Genomic DNA, 17,164 nt, shown 5'->3' on the forward strand with positions numbered 1-17,164 from the left:
AGTCTTTGTCCGCTAATGACTAGGTCGATTGTCGTGCGGGAACCGCACGACCTCAACTCTTGGGGGCAAGAGAATTGCCGGTTCATTGATTTGCTCAGCTGGCTAGTTTTTCGACATCGGCGTCGATCCACGGTCAGTTCGCTCAAAATTGACGATCGCGTCTCAGCACAGACTGCCCCACCGAACAAGCACCTCGTGCCAGAACCACGGATCAGCACGATCAACGAATATTTTCGCAATCAGCGTTGAGCCGGGCGCAAATGTGCGCATATCGGAGCATGTTATCGTAATGTGGATACAACCACCCTAAATTGAAAACAGTCGCTGCGAGAGGCGAGCTGCGTAAGCGGTCATAGCCCGCCATGCAGAGCCTTTGGAACGGTTGCCTTCGTACGTTAGCCCATTAAATGGCACGCATCTTGCGTTGCTGGATATGGGGCCGAGCAAAAACATGCTCGGCGGAAGCCGGCGAATGCCCACAAAAGGTGGATGGGCATTGAGGATAGGCTGATCGACGGCCAGGAGCAGATGACAACATATTCGATCGTTCTAGGACGCGAACGCCATGTCTTTCAGGATCTGAAATCGGTATTGGCTTGCGCTTCGCCGCTGAAATCAGGTGACGTGCTGGCCGGGATCGCAGCGTCAAGCAATGAGCGGCGCGTGGCCGCCCGTTACCTGCTCGCGGATATGCCTCTCAAGACTTTCCTGGAGGATCTCGTCATCCCATACGAGGTCGACGAGGTCAGTCGACTGATCGTCGACCGCCATGATGGGATGGCATTCGCGCCGGTATCTCATATGACGGTCGGTGAGTTTCGCGATTGGCTTCTCTCTTATGACGCGACCGCCGAAAAACTGCTTGCCATTGCACCAGGCCTCACCCCCGAAATGGTCGCGGCGGTCTCCAAGATCATGCGCAACCATGATCTGATCACCGTCGCCGGCAAATGTAAGGTGGTCACCGCCTTTCGCTCCACGATCGGTCTGCCCGGCCGACTATCGAGCCGTCTTCAGCCCAATCATCCCACCGATGATCCTGAAGGCGTTGCCGGCTCGACGCTCGACGGACTTCTCTACGGGATCGGCGATGCGGTCATCGGCATCAACCCGGCGACCGACAATCTCGAGGCCTGCACAAGATTGATGGTTCTTTTCGACCGGCTGCGCGAACGGTTCGATATCCCGACCCAATCCTGCGTGTTGACCCATGTCACCACGTCAATCAAGGCGATCGAGGCTGGAGCGCCGCTCGATCTGGTGTTCCAGTCAATCGCCGGCTCGGAAGCCGCCAACAAGGGTTTCGGCGTCGATCTCGCCATCCTCAGGGAAGGCCAGCAGGCAGCACTTTCCATGAAACGCGGCACGGTCGGAAACAATGTCATGTATCTGGAGACCGGCCAGGGCAGCGCTCTTTCGGCCGACGCCCATCATGGTGTCGACGAACAGACGGTCGAGACGCGGGCCTATGCCGTTGCACGTGAACTCAATCCGTTGCTCGTCAATACAGTGGTTGGCTTCATTGGCCCCGAATATCTTTTCGACGCCAAGCAAATTATCCGCGCCGGGCTCGAAGATCATTTCTGCGGCAAACTGCTTGGCGTGCCGATGGGGGTCGACGTTTGCTACACGAACCATGCGGAAGCCGACCAGGACGATATGGACAATCTGATGGTGTTGCTGACTGTCGCGGGCGTCAGCTTCCTCATCGCAGTGCCCGGCGCCGACGACGTCATGCTCAATTATCAGAGCCTTTCCTACCACGATATTGTCGGCCTCAGGCACCAGTTCAATCGTCCGCCCGCTCCGGAATTCGAAGCCTGGCTTCATCGCATGGGCATGCTTGATCACACGGGTCGTCTTGCGCCGGCCAGCGCCTCGGGCGCCTTTTCCCGCAATCTCTTGAGCTACAGGGCATCGGCATGAGTCCCCTCGAACGAGATCCGTTTGCACGGTTCCGCAACGCCACACGCGCCCGGATTGGGCTTGGAAGAGCCGGCGACGCCTTGCCGACATCGGCAATTCTCGACTTCCAGCTTGCCCATGCCCGGGCGCGGGATGCCGTACATGGGCACGTGGATTTTGTCGCCCTTGCCAAACAGCTTGCGCCCGTGCCGACGGTGCGGATTCGGTCTCGCGCCAAAGACCGCACGATCTATCTGGCGCGCCCGGATCTCGGCCGCCAGACTAACGCAGACGATCTCCCGAACCCAGGCGATCGTTATGATATCGCCTTCATCATTGCAGACGGGCTTTCGGCCTCGGCGGTCGAGCACCACGCAGTGCCGTTGTTTAAGGCCTGCATGAAGCGTCTCGGAGGCTTCAGCGTCGCCCCGGTGATATTGGGCGAGCAGGCGCGGGTGGCATTTGGTGATGAGGCGGCGGCGGCGTTTGGTGCGGAAGTCGCCATCGTGCTGATCGGCGAGAGGCCGGGACTAAGCGTGCCTGACAGTCTCGGCGCCTACATCACGTTCCGACCGCAATCGGGACGGCGGGACAGCGAGCGCAACTGTATTTCAAATATTCATGCCGACGGGCTCAGCTACGAGATCGCAGCGGACAAGATCGTTTGGATCGTCCGGGAGGCGCTTCGCTTGCAGCTGACCGGTGTCGATCTCAAGGAAAATGCCGAAGGCGCCATAGAAGCGCTGCCACACCAAGAAACATAAAGTTCAATCTACAAAAAAGGGGAACAATCATGTCAAATTCTCAACCGACGCTCGCCAAGAGCCTGACCGGGCTGCATTTATGGGGACTTGCAGTCGGCCTCGTCATCTCGGGCGAATATTTCGGCTGGAGCTATGGCTGGGCCGCCGCCGGCACACTCGGCTTTTTGATCACCACGATCCTGATTGCCGTCATGTATACCACCTTCATTTTCTCCTTCACCGAGTTGACGACGGCTATTCCCCATGCCGGCGGACCGTTTGCGTACGCGCTCAGGGCCTTCGGCCCGCTCGGCGGCTTCGTTGCGGGCTTTGCGACACTAGTGGAATTCGTCTTCGCCCCTCCGGCCATCGCGCTTGCCATCGGCGCCTATCTCAATGTGCAGTTCCCGGGGCTTGATCCGAAAATGGCGGCGGTCGGCGCCTATATCGTCTTCATGGCGCTCAATATTGTCGGCGTCACCATCGCTGCGACATTCGAGCTCTTCATTACCATCCTCGCCATTATTGAACTCCTGGTCTTTATGGGTGTCGTTCTGCCCGGCTTCTCCGTCGCCAACTTCGCGGCCAATGGCTGGGCTGGCGCCCCCGAATTCTCGGTCGGCGCCATTGGAGGCATCTTTGCCGCCATTCCATTTGCCATCTGGTTCTTCCTGGCGATCGAAGGCGCGGCAATGGCTGCCGAGGAAACCAAGAACCCCACCCGTACCGTGCCGATCGCCTATATCGCAGGTATTCTCACTCTCGTATTCCTGGCTTTCGGCACGATGATCTTCGCAGGAGGCGTTGGTGACTGGCGCACGCTGTCGAACATCAACGATCCGTTGCCGCAGGCGATGAAGGCCGTCGTCGGAGAATCCTCCGGCTGGCTGCATATGCTGGTCTGGATCGGTCTGTTCGGCCTGATCGCATCGTTCCATGGCATCATCATGGGCTATTCCAGGCAGATTTTCGCGTTGGGCCGCGCAGGCTACCTGCCGGAAGTTCTCGCGAAGATCCATCCGAAATTCCGCACACCATACCTTGCTATCCTCGCGGGCGGCGTTGTCGGCATTGCCGCGATCTTCTCCGACAACCTGATCCAGATCGGCGGCTTGCCGCTGACTGCCAATATCGTCACCATGTCGGTGTTTGGCGCGATCATCATGTACATCGTCTCCATGGCATCGCTGTTCAAACTTCGTCGGACCGAGCCCGAGCTTGCCCGACCGTTCAAGGCTTGGGGCTATCCCGTTGTCCCGGCCATTGCCCTTGGGCTTGCGCTCGTCGCGCTGGCGGCGATGATCTACTACAACTTCCTGATCTTTTTGATCTTCCTGGCGATGGGCGCGGTGGCGTTCGGTATCTGGCGCTTGCTGTCAGGCGGCGTCGCCAAGGAAGCGGCAGCTTCCGCGTAACAGGGCTCTCTGGCTCGATCATCAAGCAGGCAATCGGACGAACCGGTTCCATCGACATCAACGACCCCCGCCGAGTTTGGCGGGGGAATTCGAGCGCAAAGCCCGGATGGCCTTACCATCACGTTTCCATTCAGATGGGTCAGCCCGCTCGCAAAGTTCTTAAATTCCTCCTCGAGACAAGCTCGAGGCTATTCGATCTTCCGTGCATCAGGTCGCGTTCGCCGTCGTTGGTTTACCGCACCTGAAGATGGACCCGTCGCGTCCTCACGGCCCGCCGCGCGCCCAATCCCAGCAGCGCCGCCACGATCCAGCCACCGATAAAACCGATCGCTCCCCAGACGAGACCCGCAAAGCTGACGGGGACGCCGGGCACGAAGTCGCGCCAGGTATTGGCGAAAACGACGTCATCTGCGTCTTGCAGCAGCACGAAAGGTTTGGCGACGGGTGCGGCGGTGCCGAGGTGGAGTTGCTGCGACAGTAGCGTTTCGTAGCGTGAGATCGTGCTTTGCATCGAAACACCGCGGTCGCGCAGGAAATCGTCGGATGATTGCGCATAGGCGTTCAGCGCCTGCTGGCGATCGAGATGGTGTTCGGCCGCCTGGGCATTGAAATCCTCGACGATGACCCGCAATTCGTCGATAGCCCCGCCGATCCGCTGGCGATATTGCTGCGCAAATTCCGGCGCCTGCGAAAAGACCGTGCCGCCGGCAAGCCCGGCGACGACGGCGATGATCCTTGCAATCGGTCCCATGAATGATGCCTCCGCCTATCCCCCTGCGCTAACGATCCGGCGCGTCAAAGGTTTCTGCCTCCGTCACAATCGGTAACTCTATGTGATTGAACCGACTGCGCTTCCAGCGAGTTGATGCCGTGACCAACTCAGAGAGGCTTGTCATGAAACAGATTATCCTTGCCTGCACGCTCGCTGCTGCGTCCATCTTTTCCGCAATGCCGTCCCAGGCGGCAAGTGTGACCATCACCACGGATGATGCGCGCCCCACTTACCGTCATGCGGAACGGCCCTATTATCGCCATCACATGCGGCCGCGCCACGTCTCCCAGGACTGCTTCACCAAGACGGAAAAAATCCGCCGTCACGGCCATACGGTCGTCAAGGAAACCCGAATCTGCCGATAAGGCAAATCCATGCAGAAAAAGCCCGGCTGATCCTTCAGTCGGGCTTTTCTCATCTGATCTCGCCGATGAGGAACTTCGCAATATCAGCCGCGTTTATTGTGAAACGGGAGTATTCATCATGCGTATCAAGATGATTCTTTTGGCCATCGCTTATGTCGCCGTCAGCGTCGTGCTGCTTGCCATCGCCTACCAGCCGCAGAGTTCGGGCGCCATGCAGAAAACGGATCGTCTGGCCGGCTCGTCCTTCCTTGTCGAACGCTTCGCCGGTTGATCCGCTGAGCGCCGGCTTATAGGCGAAGACGTAGAAATATTCCTCGTCCGGCAGGTCTGGCTCCGGAGCTGCCCGTCGTCTGATCAATGCGTACCGTCAAGCGAATATCCGCCAAGCAGAATCCGGTTCTGCACCGAATGCACGCCCTCGACAGCCTTGGCGACCGCGGTTGCCCGTTCGATTTCGCCCACCGTGCCGACTGTGCCGCTCAACACGATCTGGTCGTTCTCCATCGTCACTTCGACATCAGACGCATCGATGCCGCCGGCGATCGCCAGCGCATTGGCAACGGCCGCCTCGACCGATGCGCGATTGGCGATTTCCGCTTCCATCTCGGGTTCGAGCCCGTGAAATGTCTGCTCCTTGAAAACCATGATCCATTCCTCCGTGAAACCTGCGGAGGAAACGCCCTTCGACAGAGTTTGGTTTCAGCACCGCTACCAGTTAACGCGATAGCGGAGATTGACGCTGCCGGCCTCATCCCCCGAAAACGGATTGTTCATCGACGCATCGAGGTTGAGGTTCGGCAGGATGACCTGGCTGACCGCCACCGTACTCGAGAAGTCGCCGGTGGCATTACTGACGCCTGTGCCTGCCGAAAGCGAGGTTCCCGTCCAGGGATGGATCAGTTTCAGCGCTTGGGATGCCGTCACAGAAGCCTGCCGGGCATCGACCGAGTCAAATTGAACGCTGATGGACCGGCTCGATTGCATGTCGAGCGAATCGGACAGGATCCAGCTACGCGAGCGGCTGAGGGTCAGCGCGCCGCTGCCGCGCAGCGTATCGACGCTGACGCTCGCGCCCTGCTGTGACTGGCTTGCCGGGGTGACGTTCGTTCTGGTGATCCTGCCCCAAAGCATTGCCTGTTCGGAATCGGGCAGTGGCGCCCCGCCCTTGGTCGAGGCAAGCGCGATGTCGGCGCCAGCGCTCGTTTCCCATTCCGCCGGCAGGCGAAACCCCATCGTCGCCTTGTAGGACCGGTCCGAAAGCTTGGTCGGCGACCAGATCAGCAGGTCGTCCGCCCGCGCCGCGGTGGTGAGCGAGGGCAGGATGGCGAAAAGAATGCATGCTATTTTGGATGTCGTCATGAGGTTAAGAACATTTTGCCTGACACAGGGCCGCGGCTCCGAAACCGAGCAGCAGCACACATGAAGCGCTCGCAGCGAACGCGATGAGGGATCACGGCCAAGCCGCTCATCCCGGTTTCATCCTTGATTTAATGGTTGGCTCGGAAAGCCGGCGGCACTGAGTGCCTGTTCTTCAATAGACGCCTTAGCGCCCCGAATTGCCCATGCGACCGAAACCAGCCGCAGCGGAACCGCGATTCCTCAAGCAATGTTATAAGGATCACATCCAACCGCCGTTCTGTAAACCCCTTAAGGGTTGAAATCTGCTGCACCGCACACTTGCCGCCCCCTCCAAAGCCTAGTAGAGCCTGAGCCTACGAGAGAAATTTTCGCGAAATTCCACATGATGACCGGCAAAAGCGCGCCGCGGCGCCTCAGCATCTTCGGTTCGACGGGTTCGATCGGCCAGAATACACTCGATGTCGTCGATCATCTGGGCGGATGGGAGAACTTCGAAATCTCCGTGCTGACCGGCAGCGGCAATGTCGAATTGCTGGCCCGGCAGGCGAAATCCTCCGGTGCGCGGCTGGCGGTGACGGCAAACGACCGGCATTACGAATCACTGAAGAGTGAACTTTCCGGCACCGGCATCGAGGTCGCCTCGGGAAAATCCGGCCTGATGGAAGCCGCCGACCGCGAAGTCGACTGGGTGATGGCGGCAATCGTCGGCACCGCGGGCCTGGCGCCGACCCTTGCCGCCGCGCGCCGCGGCGCCGATATCGCTCTTGCCAATAAGGAATGCCTGGTATCGGCCGGCGATCTGTTCATCGCAGCGATCCGCGAAGGCGGCGGCAGGCTGCTTCCTGTCGATAGCGAGCACAACGCCATCTTCCAGGTGCTGGAAGAGAACCAGCGTCACGCCATCGAGCGGGTCATCCTGACGGCGTCGGGCGGTCCCTTCCGCACCGCCTCGCTGCGTGACATGGCTGATGTGACGGTGGAAACCGCACGCGCCCATCCGAACTGGTCGATGGGATTGAAGATCTCGATCGACAGCGCCTCGATGTTCAACAAGGCGCTGGAGATGATCGAAGCCCGGCACCTTTTCGGTCTCAGACCCGAACAGATCGAGGTCATCTTCCATCCGCAATCGATCATTCATTCCATGGTCGGCTATACTGATGGGTCGGTGCTGGCGCAGCTCGGCGCGCCCGATATGCGCACCGCCATCGGTTATGCCCTGTCCTTTCCGCGCCGGCCGAACCTGCCGGTCGAGCGGCTGGATTTCGCCAAGCTCGCCAGGCTGGATTTCGAGGCGCCGGATGAGGTGCGGTTTCCGGCGCTTCGGCTCGCACGCCTGGCGATGATGCGCGGCGGCGTTCAGGGCGCGGTGCTGAACGGCGCCAAGGAAGTGGCGCTCGAAGCCTTCATCGAAGGGCGGCTGTCCTTCCTCGCCATGGCCGAAGTCACCGAGAGGGTCATGGACGATCTGGCCGGCCTGCCGCCGGCTGCCGGCATGGACGATGTCTTCGCCGCCGACAGGGAGGCCCGGCAAAGGGCGGCGGAGCTCATGACACTGGCGATCGCCGAGTGAAGTTCAGACGGGCCGATCGCCGAGTGGTCGCCGGCCTGTGATCCCGACGACCGCCATTAGCGCAACCGGTTCCCGCCGTCGTCGAACAACCGGCAATCCGACGGTTCAAACAGCAGGTTCACCTGCTCGCCCGCCGCAATACTGATCGGTGACCGATGCTCGACGGTCAGCGACTGGCCATCGGCAAGCTGGCAATAGAGATATTGCGTTCCCCCGAGATATTCTGAAAAATCGACCCTGGCCGTCAGGCTGCCCGATAGATTGGATGCCACCTTCAGATGCTCCGGCCGCAGGCCGAGCGTCACCGCGGCACCAACCGGCCGGTTTGCGGGCGGCAGACCGCTTTCGATCTGCCGGCCTGCGACTTCGACCTGGCCTCCCTCACCCCAGCGGGCATTCAAAAGGTTCATCCGGGGCGAGCCGATGAAGCCCGCAACGAAGGTATTTGAGGGATTCTCGTAGATTTCCCGCGGCGTTCCCGCCTGTTCGACGCGGCCGTCGCGCAGTACCACAATCTTGTCGGCGAGCGTCATCGCCTCGGTCTGGTCGTGCGTGACATAGATCATCGTATTGCCGAGTTCGCGGTGGAGGCGGGCGATCTCGATGCGCATTGAAACGCGCAGTTCGGCATCGAGATTGGACAGCGGTTCGTCGAACAAGAAGACATCGGGCTTGCGCACGATCGCCCGGCCGATCGCCACACGTTGCCGCTGGCCGCCGGAAAGCTGTCCCGGCCGCCGGTCGAGAAGATGGTCGATCTTCAGGATCGCAGAAGCGGCCTTGACGCGCGTCTCTATCTCCGCAGCATTGGTGCGCGCCATCTTCAATCCAAAGGCCAGGTTGTCGCGCACGCTCATATGCGGATAGAGCGCGTAGGACTGGAAGACCATGGCGATGCCGCGCTCGGATGGATCGAGATCGGTGACGATACGCCCCTTGATCTCGACCTCCCCGTCGGTCACGTCTTCCAGGCCGGCGATCATGCGAAGAAGCGTCGATTTTCCGCAGCCGGAAGGGCCGACGAAGACGACGAATTCGCCCTCCGCGATCGTCAGGTCGATCCCGTGGACCACCTGCAGATTGCCATAGCTTTTTCGCACGTCCTGGAGCACGACGCTCTTGTTAGCCATACCGTTCGTCATCCCCAAAAAGACCTATCTGTCCGACTGGACCCAGACGAGCATCTCTCCGGGCGCGCGGTTGTCCCAGAGATGATAGGGCACGAAACGCGCGGTGGCGACCTGCCTTTCGGCCGGCGCCTTGCGGTAGAGCGCTGTTCCCCAGTTCGATGTTTCCTCGCGCTCGACCCTGAGATCGAGGGCGACGGCATCATTGAGATCCTTCAGCACGACGGTTTCGGGTGCCTGAAGCTCGCGGGGCAGGACGATGGCGTTGAGGTCTTCGCCATTGTCTGTGGTTTCGACGCAATAGACGAGCGGGCCGCGCATCAAGGCGACGCGGCCGGCATCCTGGCGCACCTTCGGGTTGGCATATTGCGGGCGAAGCGCCAGCGGCAGGTAAAGGGCGACACGATCGCCGTCGGCCCACTCGCGATCGATCCAGGCATATCCGTCCCGGAGATTGGCGTTGAGATCGAGCATCTCTCCGTTGACGCTGAGGGTTGCACCATCGGCCCAGTCCGGAATGCGCAGCGACAGCGCAAACCGCGCCGGCTTCCCCAGCTTGGTGGTAAAGGCGATCGCACCGTCCCACGGGTAGTTGGTGGTCTGCTCGAGCACCACCTCGGCGCCATTGGCAAGCTTCAGTCGCGCGGTGCTCTCGCCATAGAGGTGCACGGCGATCTCATTGTCCGAAACGGCGTACATGTAGGAGCCGATCGAGGTCACCAGTCGGGCGATGTTGGGCGGGCAGCAGGGGCAATGGTGCCATTTCCAGCGGTGATGTTTGCCGGCACTTTCAAGCGGGTTGTCATAGAAGAACGTCTTGCCGTCTGTGGACAGCCCGGGCAGCGCGCCGTTGTAAAGCGCCTGTTCCATGATGTCGGCATAGCGCCGATCCGGACCGCGGCCGAGCATGCGGCTCGCCCAGAACACCAGCCCGACCGAGGCGCAGGTCTCCGCATAAGCGGTATCGTTCGGCAGATCGAAGTAATCGGTGAAGCCTTCGTTGGAGGCCGCCGGCCCGATGCCGCCGGTGATGTACATCTGCTTGGTCGTCAGATCGTCCCAGAGCGTTTCCAGCGCTGCCGTCAGGCTGTCGTCCTTGTATTCGGTGGCGATGTCGGCCATGCCCGAATAGAGGTACATGGCGCGTACCGCGTGGCCGACGACCTTTGTCTGCGCGCGCACCGGCTGGTGCGCCTGCGCATATTCATAGGTCTTCTGGTGGTACTGGGAGACATCGCGGCCGTCCCGGCTTGCTTCCGCCGTGAAGAAATGCGGTTCGGTGCCGCGTTCGTCGATGAAGTATTTCGACAGGTCGAGATATTTCTTCTCGCCGGTCACGCGGGCGAGCTTGACCAGCGCGAGCTCGACTTCCTCGTGGCCGCAATAGCCTGATATCTGGCCTTCGCCGTGACCGAAAATCTTGATCATGTAATCGGCATAGAGGCACATGATGTCGAGCAGCTTGCGTTTGCCGGTCGCCTGATAATAGGCGACCGCGGCTTCCATCAGGTGGCCGGCGCAATAGAGTTCGTGATGGTCGCGCAGGTTGGTCCAGCGGCGGCTCGGTTCCACACGCTGGAACCAGGCGTTCAGATAGCCGTCCTCGTCCTGCAGCTTCTCATACATGTCGATGATCTCGTCGGCGCGCGCCTCCAGCTTCGGGTTCGGCCGGCGATAGAGTGAATAGGCGATGGTCTCGATCGACTTGCCGAGGTCGGAATCCCAGAACATCTGCGTCGTCCCGCCCCATGGCTGAATGGGAATGACGACCCCGGGGCTCGGCTGGCCGACGTCGATCGCCTTGAGCATGCCGGCCTCGACGCAGCGGTCGAGCAGGGTCTCGGCGGTGGAATTGCAGACGGCGTCCTGCCATTTGCCCCAGAACCCGCCGAGCTCCACATCGGGAACGGCGACGGGACGAAACTGGCGGTCGTTGCTTGGTTTGGTCATGGGCTCCACTTTCTCTAAGATCATTTCACCGCGCCGGCCATCAGCCCGCGCATGTAGTAGCGTTGCAGGAGCAGGAAGACGATCAGGCAAGGGATCGTCATGACGACGACACCGGCCTGGACCGCTCCCCAGTTGATGGCGCCGAGCCGTCCGGCGCGAACCGCCGTCATCAGCACTGGCAAAGTGTATTTCTCATTGCTGGAGAGCAGCACGAGCGCGGCGAGAAACTCGTTCCAGGCATTGAGGAAGGCAAAGATCGCAACCGTCGCAACGCCGGGAAGCACCAGCGGCAGAAGAACCCGGACCAGAAGTCTGAGGTCGCGCGCGCCGTCGATGCGTGCGGCCTCTTCGATCTCCTTCGGCACGGCGTCGAAGGCGTTGCGCATCATGAAGACCGAGAAGGGCAGCTGCAGCGTCACATAGACGAGCGTCAGCCCAAGCAGCGAATTGTTGAGACCGAGCTTTGCCAGGATGATGAAGAGCGGCGTCAGGATCGACTGAAACGGGATCATCAGCGTCGCGATGATCAGCACGAAGAGCGCATTCTTCAGCGGGAATCGATAGCGCGAGAAGCCGTAACCGGCGAGCAGGCTGACGGCGACGGTCAGCACCACGGTGGCGACCGAAACGAACAGCGAATTGATCATGTGCCGCCAGATGCCGGCGCCGAACGTATCGAGCAGCGCGTAGGAATCGATGCTGACGCCTGAGGTCGGCCACGGCGGCAAAGGCGGCAGGCTGGCCTCCGTGCCATGCCGGAAGGACGACAACAGCGTGATCACGAAGGGGGCGAGAAAGAAGATCGATATGGCGATGCCGGTCAGATGATAGGCTGACTTCGTCCGGACGGCCTTGCGCGCGCGACGTTCCTTTGAGGTGGTCATGGACGCTCCTCCCCGACGCGAAGCAGCCAGAGCTGCACGATGCTGATGGCGACCAGGATGGCGAGAAGCACGATCGAGAGTGCTGCGCCATAGCCGAGATTGAACGACACGAAGGACTGATTGAAGATATAGTAGACCACCGAGATCATCTTGTTCTGCGGACCGCCCGCGGTCATGATGTAGAACTGGTCGAAGGCGAGGATCGAACCGGTGACGGAGACGATCAGCGCCAGCGCAATCGTCTTGCGCATCAGCGGCAGCGTCAGATGCCGGAACCGCTGCCAGCGGCCGGCGCCGTCGATGCGGGCGGCCTCCGTCAGCTCGGACGGAATAGCCTGAAGCCCGGTCAAAAGAATGATCATGGTGAAGCCTGCGATCTTCCAGACGACCATCACCACGATCGTCAGAAAGGCGGTGTCGAAGGTCGCAAGAAGATTGGGGCTCTTTTCGACAAGGCCGAGCGCCTTCAAGGCCGGGCCGATGAAGCCGCTATCGACATTGGCGAGCCAGACCCAAAGCAGGGAGGCTGTGGCAAGACCGACCACGACGGGCAGGAAGATGATCGTGCGGTAGGCGCCGACGAACTGCCGTTCCTTTTCGACGAAGATTGCCAGCGGAAAGGCGATGGCGAAGATCGCGATGGTGACGATCACGGTGTAATAGGCCGTGAAACTCAGCGCCGTCATGAAGCGGGTGTCGTTGGCCATGCGGAAATAATTATTGAAGCCGATCCAGCGGGACGCTCCCATCAGCGGCCAGTTATGCAGGCTCATCCATCCGGTGAAGAGAACCGGCATGATGAAGAAGACGATGACCAGCGCCATGGCCGGCGCAATGTAGACGAGGCCGCGCCAGTTCGATCGGCGCCGTCGCCTGCGCCGAGGCAATAGAATCTCTGAACCGGAACCGGTCATCAAAACGCTCCGCATCTGTCGAGTGGAATTGGCCGGGAAGCTGCCACCGCTCCCCGGCCGCGGCCGGGAGAGAGTTATTGGCCGCTATCGATGATCGATTGCATTTCCGACTGGGCGCTTGAAAACGCGCCGTCGACATCGTCGCCGAAGATCGAGGCGTTGGTGAAGCTGGCCCAAGGCCCGTTGGCGCTGTTGATCAAGTCGTTGAACTGCAGCGTATAGGGTGTCTTGGCGACACCGATCGCCTTCAGGCCGACCTGCATGCGCGGATCGAGACCTTCCAACACCTTATCGGCGATATCGCCGCGCGTCGGCAGGCTGCCATATTTCGCCATGATCTTCTGGCCGTCCATTGAATACACATATTCGAGGAACTCCTTCACCGCGTCGATCTTCTTCGTGCCCTTGGTGATCACGAAGTTGTCGCCGCCGGCAAAGGACGAAGGCTTCCCGTCGACGCCAGGAATGAGGGTTACGCCGAAGTTGATATCCGGATGCTCGGTCACCAGCGTGCCGATGGCAAAGGCGCCGAGGCTTTGCTGGCCGATCTTGCCGTTGGTGAAGGTCAGGAAGTTGGCGCCGTTGTCGCTGGCGGCTCCCGCCGGCACGAGGTCCTTCTTGACCATGCTGCGGTAAATATCGACGGCCTTGCGCATCTGCGGCGTATCGAGCGTCGCCGTCTTGCTGTCGGCCGACAGGATATCGGCGCCCGCACCCCAGACGAGCGGGGTGAAGGTGAAGATCATGCAGCCGCCGCAGCCGCCGCCGGAGAAATAGAAGCCGTAGGTATCGTCACCCAGCGCCCGGATCTTCTCGGCATTGGCGGTAATTTCGTCCCAATTCGCCGGTGCCTTTTCCGGGTCGAGGCCGGCCTTCTTGTAGAGATCCTTGTTCCAGGCAAAAACGGAGGTTTCGACCGACAGCGGCAGGCCGTAAATCCGGTCCTGATAGGTGCCGAGGCGAACATGCGATGGCGAAAGCGAATTGAAATAGGGCAGGGATTTTGCCCAGTCCGTCAGGTCTTCCAGCTGCCCGGCCGCAGCAAAGGCAGGGTTATAGATGAGATCCATCGACAGCGCGTCTGGCGCCTGTCCGCCGGCGATCGCCGTCGCATATTTCTGCACCAACTCGGAGAACGGCACTTCGGTCATCACGACCTTGCTCTCGTGACCGGAATTATAGGCTTCGACAACCTTCTTGAAGGCATCGCCGATCCCCGAGCGAACCCACATTTCGACATTTTCGGCAGCCGACGCGGCCGACACCAGACATAGGGTAGCGATGCTGGTCGCCGCCAATAGACGCTTGATCATGACACTCCTCCCGATATGGCGCATCTCCTCGCGCCTTTGCTCATTCACGTGTTCTCATTCCGTGGGGGCTTTCCCCCCCGCATGACTGCCGGACGATCAGCCGGCACGGCAATTTCCTCACTCCCGGCTCGACAGGCCGTCCTTCCGCAAGCGCGAGCACCGTCAATCCGGCTTGTCGCCCGAGCTCCTTCAGTTCCATGTCCACCGTTGTCAGCGGCGGCCGCGTCTGGGCAGCGACAATCTCCCAATTGTCGAAGCCGATCACCGAGACGTCCTGCGGCACCTTGACGCCGCGTTCGCGCAACGCATCCACAGCACCGCGGGCGATCTGATCGTTGCCGCAGAAGAGCGCGTCCGGTTTTTCTCCCGGTCTCTTCCAAAGCTGTTCGACCGCCTCATGGCCCCAGTTTTCCGACCAGACGCCGTAGAGCACCGGCTCGCGGTGACCTGCGACCTCGTGATAGGCGCCGGCACGCTCCCGCACCGAGAAGAAGTCCTCCGGACCGGTGATGTGCGCAATCCGCCGCCGCCCGATCTTCACGAGCCATTCCACCGCCAGCCGCGCACCCTGTTCGTCGTCAGACCGGAAGGTAACGCTGTTCTGCGTCCCCTCCGTGAATGCGTAGACGACAGGCACATGCAAATTCGACAGATCGACAGGCAGACGTCTGTCCAGACGTTTTCCTGTCGCGATGATGCCGTCGACCTGTTTGTCGAGCATCGCGTCGACATGGATCTGAGCGAGCGCCGGATCGTCTTCGATGGCGCACAGGAAGACCGAAACGCCGTGATCGACGAGAGCGTCGGAGATACCCGCCATGACAGGCAGCGTGAACCGGCCATAGGTGTCGTTTGTCAGCAGCCCGATGGTGAAACTGCGTTTGCTGAGAAGACCTCTCGCCAGCGCATTCGGCCGATATCCGATTTCGGCGGCGATCCGTTTCACCCGCTCGCGCGTTTCCGACCCCATCCGACCGGTATCATTGAGAGCTTTCGACGCCGTCGAGATGCTCACCGCGGCAGCCGCCGCCACCTCGTGGATGGTGATCCTGCCTCTTTTTCCTCCCGATATGTTCAGAACGTCCTCCTTCTGAAGTGATCTGAGAAAAGCTTTTACCAATCTCTATGTCAAGTGAGAAAAGGTTTTCTCACGCGACCTCAAGGCGACGCAGTTTGCGGGAGGACGCAAGCACAGGAAAAGATCCATGCGCATCGGTCGGGCCGATTGCGATGTGTCATCGGCGTTAAGTCCAGGCGCAGAGCGGATGATCTTGAACGGGCAAGGGAGGTTTGTCGCAGCGTCTTGCAGGAGCAAGACCGATCGCTGTCAGAACCTCCAGTGGAGGCCCTGAATTACGGTTCGAACCGGGCGATCATCGAAAAATCAGGCGACGTGCCTTGCGAGCGCGCAGCGCGACCACAGCGAATGCAGCGCCTCGACCAGATGGGCGATATCGGCGTCGGAATGCAGCGGCGTCGGCGTGATGCGCAGGCGCTCGGTCTTCTTCGGCACGGTGGGATAGTTGATCGGCTGGACGTAGACGCCGCAATTGTCGAGCAGCAGGTCGGAGATCCACTTGCACTTGGCCGCATCGCCGACCAGCACCGGCACGATATGGCTCGGATTGGGCATATGCGGGATGCCGCGCTGGTCGAGCAGCGCTCTCAGCTTGCGGACACGGTCCTGATGGCGGGCGCGTTCGAACTGGCTGACCTTCAAATGCTGGATCGAGGCGACGGCGCCGGCGGCAAGTGCCGGCGGCAGCGCCGTGGTGAAGATGAAGCCGGAGGCAAACGAGCGGATGAAATCGCAAAGCGCCGTCGAAGCGGCGATATAGCCGCCCATCACCCCGAAAGCCTTGCCGAGTGTACCCTCGATGACCGTCAGCCGGTCCATCAGCCCCTCGCGCTCGGCAATACCGCCGCCGCGCGGGCCGTACATGCCGACGCCATGCACTTCGTCGAGATAGGTCATCGCCCCATATTTGTCGGCGAGATCGCAGATCTCCTTGATCGGGGCGATATCGCCATCCATCGAATAGACGCTCTCGAAGGCGATCAGCTTCGGCGCCTTCGGATCGGCGGCCTTAAGCTTGGCTTCGAGATCGGCCACATCATTGTGCTTCCAGATCACCTTGTCGCACTTGGCATAGCGGATGCCCTCGATCATCGAGGCATGGTTCAGCGCGTCGGAGAAGATGATGAGGCCGGGAATCTTCGCGCCGAGCGTGCCGAGGGCTGCCCAGTTGGAAACATAGCCAGACGTAAAAATCAGCGCCGCTTCCTTGCCATGCAGGTCGGCAAGCTCACGCTCGAGCATGACGTGATGGTGGTTGGTGCCAGAAATATTCCGGGTGCCTCCCGCACCCGCGCCACAGTGGTCGATGGCGTTCTTCATCGCCTCGATCACCTTCGGATGCTGGCCCATGCCGAGATAGTCGTTGGAGCACCAGACCGTGACTTCCTTCTCGCCATCCACGGTGTAACGCGTCGCGCGGGGAAAATTGCCGCGGTGACGTTCGAGATCGGCAAAAACGCGGTAACGGCCCTCGGTACGAAGCCCGTCCAGCTCGTTTTTGAAAAACGCTTCGAAATCCATCATATGCTCCAGTATCACGCGGATGTTCTTGATGACTGGACGTCCGCGCGTCAATGCTTACCCTTTGCTTTAACATCAACTGCGGCAAAAGGCCCAGATTTTTGAATGATTCCAGATAAAAAATATGCGAGCCGCGATCAACGAAATTGATGCCGCAGAAGGCAGCCGAGTTTGCGGACCGCGCAAAAGGCGACCCAGCCTGATCGCAAAAAAATCAGCACATCGGATGGACAACCCTTTCTTCC

The 17,164-nt window shown here is 60.4% G+C and carries 16 protein-coding genes; 6 read left to right on the top strand and 10 right to left on the bottom strand.

Annotation, left to right across the window (positions count from 1 at the left end; translation table 11 throughout):
* Positions 1-489: 489 nt before the first annotated feature.
* From ACD590_RS20360 to eat, 3 genes are read left to right on the top strand one after another with little or no spacing between them, the layout of a single operon-like run.
* Complete coding sequence (locus ACD590_RS20360) at positions 490-1,926, top strand: ethanolamine ammonia-lyase subunit EutB (protein WP_439003243.1); 1,437 nt, start codon at positions 490-492, stop codon at positions 1,924-1,926.
* Positions 1,923-2,669: an ethanolamine ammonia-lyase subunit EutC gene (gene eutC, locus ACD590_RS20365; RefSeq protein WP_439003244.1), complete on the top strand. Its 747-nt coding sequence runs from the start codon at positions 1,923-1,925 to the stop codon at positions 2,667-2,669. Before ACD590_RS20360 ends, eutC begins: the two co-directional genes overlap by 4 nt.
* A 29-nt stretch (positions 2,670-2,698) precedes the next feature.
* Positions 2,699-4,063 carry an ethanolamine permease gene (gene eat / locus ACD590_RS20370; protein ID WP_018243818.1) on the top strand — a complete coding sequence of 455 codons (1,365 nt, stop codon included), beginning with the start codon at positions 2,699-2,701 and terminating at the stop codon, positions 4,061-4,063.
* A 232-nt stretch (positions 4,064-4,295) separates the two neighbouring features.
* On the opposite strand, the gene ACD590_RS20375 is transcribed toward eat, so the two are convergent.
* Entirely contained in the window at positions 4,296-4,814 is a 519-nt protein-coding gene (locus tag ACD590_RS20375) for a DUF2937 family protein (protein WP_439020945.1), read from the bottom strand.
* Positions 4,815-4,957: 143 nt separating this feature from the next.
* On the opposite strand from ACD590_RS20375, the gene ACD590_RS20380 reads away from it, so the two are divergent.
* Entirely contained in the window at positions 4,958-5,200 is a 243-nt protein-coding gene (locus ACD590_RS20380; protein WP_012759211.1) for a hypothetical protein, read from the top strand.
* A 118-nt stretch (positions 5,201-5,318) separates the two neighbouring features.
* Positions 5,319-5,471 (top strand): hypothetical protein, encoded by a 153-nt coding sequence (locus ACD590_RS20385; RefSeq protein WP_018243821.1) that lies wholly within the window; start codon positions 5,319-5,321, stop codon positions 5,469-5,471.
* An 83-nt stretch (positions 5,472-5,554) separates the two neighbouring features.
* Here ACD590_RS20385 and ACD590_RS20390 read toward each other — a convergent pair whose 3' ends face one another.
* Together ACD590_RS20390 and ACD590_RS20395 are read right to left on the bottom strand one after the other, a co-directional pair.
* Positions 5,555-5,845, bottom strand: a complete 291-nt coding sequence (locus ACD590_RS20390; RefSeq protein WP_112905409.1) for a BON domain-containing protein — start codon at positions 5,843-5,845, stop codon at positions 5,555-5,557.
* A gap of 63 nt (positions 5,846-5,908) precedes the next feature.
* Positions 5,909-6,559 carry a hypothetical protein gene (locus ACD590_RS20395; RefSeq protein WP_439003246.1) on the bottom strand — a complete coding sequence of 217 codons (651 nt, stop codon included), beginning with the start codon at positions 6,557-6,559 and terminating at the stop codon, positions 5,909-5,911.
* Between the two features lie 382 nt (positions 6,560-6,941).
* Between ACD590_RS20395 and dxr the strand changes: the two genes are divergently transcribed.
* The gene (gene dxr, locus ACD590_RS20400) at positions 6,942-8,132 is read left to right on the top strand and encodes a 1-deoxy-D-xylulose-5-phosphate reductoisomerase (RefSeq protein ID WP_439003247.1); all 1,191 of its coding nucleotides are present in this window, start codon (positions 6,942-6,944) and stop codon (positions 8,130-8,132) included.
* A 56-nt stretch (positions 8,133-8,188) separates the two neighbouring features.
* Here the strand turns inward: dxr and ACD590_RS20405 are convergent, their stop codons facing one another.
* The 7 genes from ACD590_RS20405 to hemA all read right to left on the bottom strand — a co-directional run bounded on the left by ACD590_RS20405 (position 8,189) and on the right by hemA (position 16,919).
* Positions 8,189-9,262, bottom strand: coding sequence for an ABC transporter ATP-binding protein (locus ACD590_RS20405; RefSeq protein ID WP_439003248.1), 1,074 nt, complete (start codon positions 9,260-9,262; stop codon positions 8,189-8,191).
* 24 nt (positions 9,263-9,286) lie between these two features.
* A complete protein-coding gene (locus tag ACD590_RS20410; protein WP_439003249.1) occupies positions 9,287-11,209 on the bottom strand; it encodes a glycoside hydrolase family 127 protein in 1,923 nt (640 codons plus the stop codon).
* A 20-nt stretch (positions 11,210-11,229) separates the two neighbouring features.
* Entirely contained in the window at positions 11,230-12,093 is an 864-nt protein-coding gene (locus ACD590_RS20415; RefSeq protein WP_131647578.1) for a carbohydrate ABC transporter permease, read from the bottom strand.
* Entirely contained in the window at positions 12,090-13,007 is a 918-nt protein-coding gene (locus ACD590_RS20420; RefSeq protein ID WP_112905415.1) for a carbohydrate ABC transporter permease, read from the bottom strand. Before ACD590_RS20420 ends, ACD590_RS20415 begins: the two co-directional genes overlap by 4 nt.
* A gap of 74 nt (positions 13,008-13,081) precedes the next feature.
* Positions 13,082-14,320: an ABC transporter substrate-binding protein gene (locus ACD590_RS20425; protein WP_439003250.1), complete on the bottom strand. Its 1,239-nt coding sequence runs from the start codon at positions 14,318-14,320 to the stop codon at positions 13,082-13,084.
* 40 nt (positions 14,321-14,360) lie between these two features.
* Positions 14,361-15,353: a LacI family DNA-binding transcriptional regulator gene (locus ACD590_RS20430; RefSeq protein WP_439003562.1), complete on the bottom strand. Its 993-nt coding sequence runs from the start codon at positions 15,351-15,353 to the stop codon at positions 14,361-14,363.
* Positions 15,354-15,704: 351 nt separating this feature from the next.
* On the bottom strand, positions 15,705-16,919 hold the full coding sequence (gene hemA, locus ACD590_RS20435; protein WP_018517247.1) for a 5-aminolevulinate synthase: 1,215 nt from the start codon (positions 16,917-16,919) through the stop codon (positions 15,705-15,707).
* Positions 16,920-17,164 lie beyond the last annotated feature (245 nt).

The sequence above is a fragment of the Rhizobium sp. 862_C5_N1_2 genome (genome assembly GCF_051811205.1).
GTDB classification, from domain to species: Bacteria; Pseudomonadota; Alphaproteobacteria; order Rhizobiales; family Rhizobiaceae; genus Rhizobium; species Rhizobium leguminosarum.

What these genes read in the sequence shown, in the direction of transcription:
- ACD590_RS20410 (WP_439003249.1), bottom strand. Translation starts at nt 11,209, where the DNA reads ATGACCAAACCAAGCAACGACCGCCAGTTTCGTCCCGTCGCCGTTCCC.
- eutC (WP_439003244.1), top strand. Translation starts at nt 1,923, where the DNA reads ATGAGTCCCCTCGAACGAGATCCGTTTGCACGGTTCCGCAACGCCACA.
- ACD590_RS20390 (WP_112905409.1), bottom strand. Translation starts at nt 5,845, where the DNA reads ATGGTTTTCAAGGAGCAGACATTTCACGGGCTCGAACCCGAGATGGAA.
- ACD590_RS20360 (WP_439003243.1), top strand. Translation starts at nt 490, where the DNA reads ATGGGCATTGAGGATAGGCTGATCGACGGCCAGGAGCAGATGACAACA.
- dxr (WP_439003247.1), top strand. Translation starts at nt 6,942, where the DNA reads ATGATGACCGGCAAAAGCGCGCCGCGGCGCCTCAGCATCTTCGGTTCG.
- eat (WP_018243818.1), top strand. Translation starts at nt 2,699, where the DNA reads ATGTCAAATTCTCAACCGACGCTCGCCAAGAGCCTGACCGGGCTGCAT.
- ACD590_RS20380 (WP_012759211.1), top strand. Translation starts at nt 4,958, where the DNA reads ATGAAACAGATTATCCTTGCCTGCACGCTCGCTGCTGCGTCCATCTTT.
- ACD590_RS20415 (WP_131647578.1), bottom strand. Translation starts at nt 12,093, where the DNA reads ATGACCACCTCAAAGGAACGTCGCGCGCGCAAGGCCGTCCGGACGAAG.
- ACD590_RS20425 (WP_439003250.1), bottom strand. Translation starts at nt 14,320, where the DNA reads ATGATCAAGCGTCTATTGGCGGCGACCAGCATCGCTACCCTATGTCTG.
- ACD590_RS20385 (WP_018243821.1), top strand. Translation starts at nt 5,319, where the DNA reads ATGCGTATCAAGATGATTCTTTTGGCCATCGCTTATGTCGCCGTCAGC.
- ACD590_RS20375 (WP_439020945.1), bottom strand. Translation starts at nt 4,814, where the DNA reads ATGGGACCGATTGCAAGGATCATCGCCGTCGTCGCCGGGCTTGCCGGC.
- hemA (WP_018517247.1), bottom strand. Translation starts at nt 16,919, where the DNA reads ATGGATTTCGAAGCGTTTTTCAAAAACGAGCTGGACGGGCTTCGTACC.
- ACD590_RS20420 (WP_112905415.1), bottom strand. Translation starts at nt 13,007, where the DNA reads ATGACCGGTTCCGGTTCAGAGATTCTATTGCCTCGGCGCAGGCGACGG.
- ACD590_RS20395 (WP_439003246.1), bottom strand. Translation starts at nt 6,559, where the DNA reads ATGACGACATCCAAAATAGCATGCATTCTTTTCGCCATCCTGCCCTCG.
- ACD590_RS20405 (WP_439003248.1), bottom strand. Translation starts at nt 9,262, where the DNA reads ATGGCTAACAAGAGCGTCGTGCTCCAGGACGTGCGAAAAAGCTATGGC.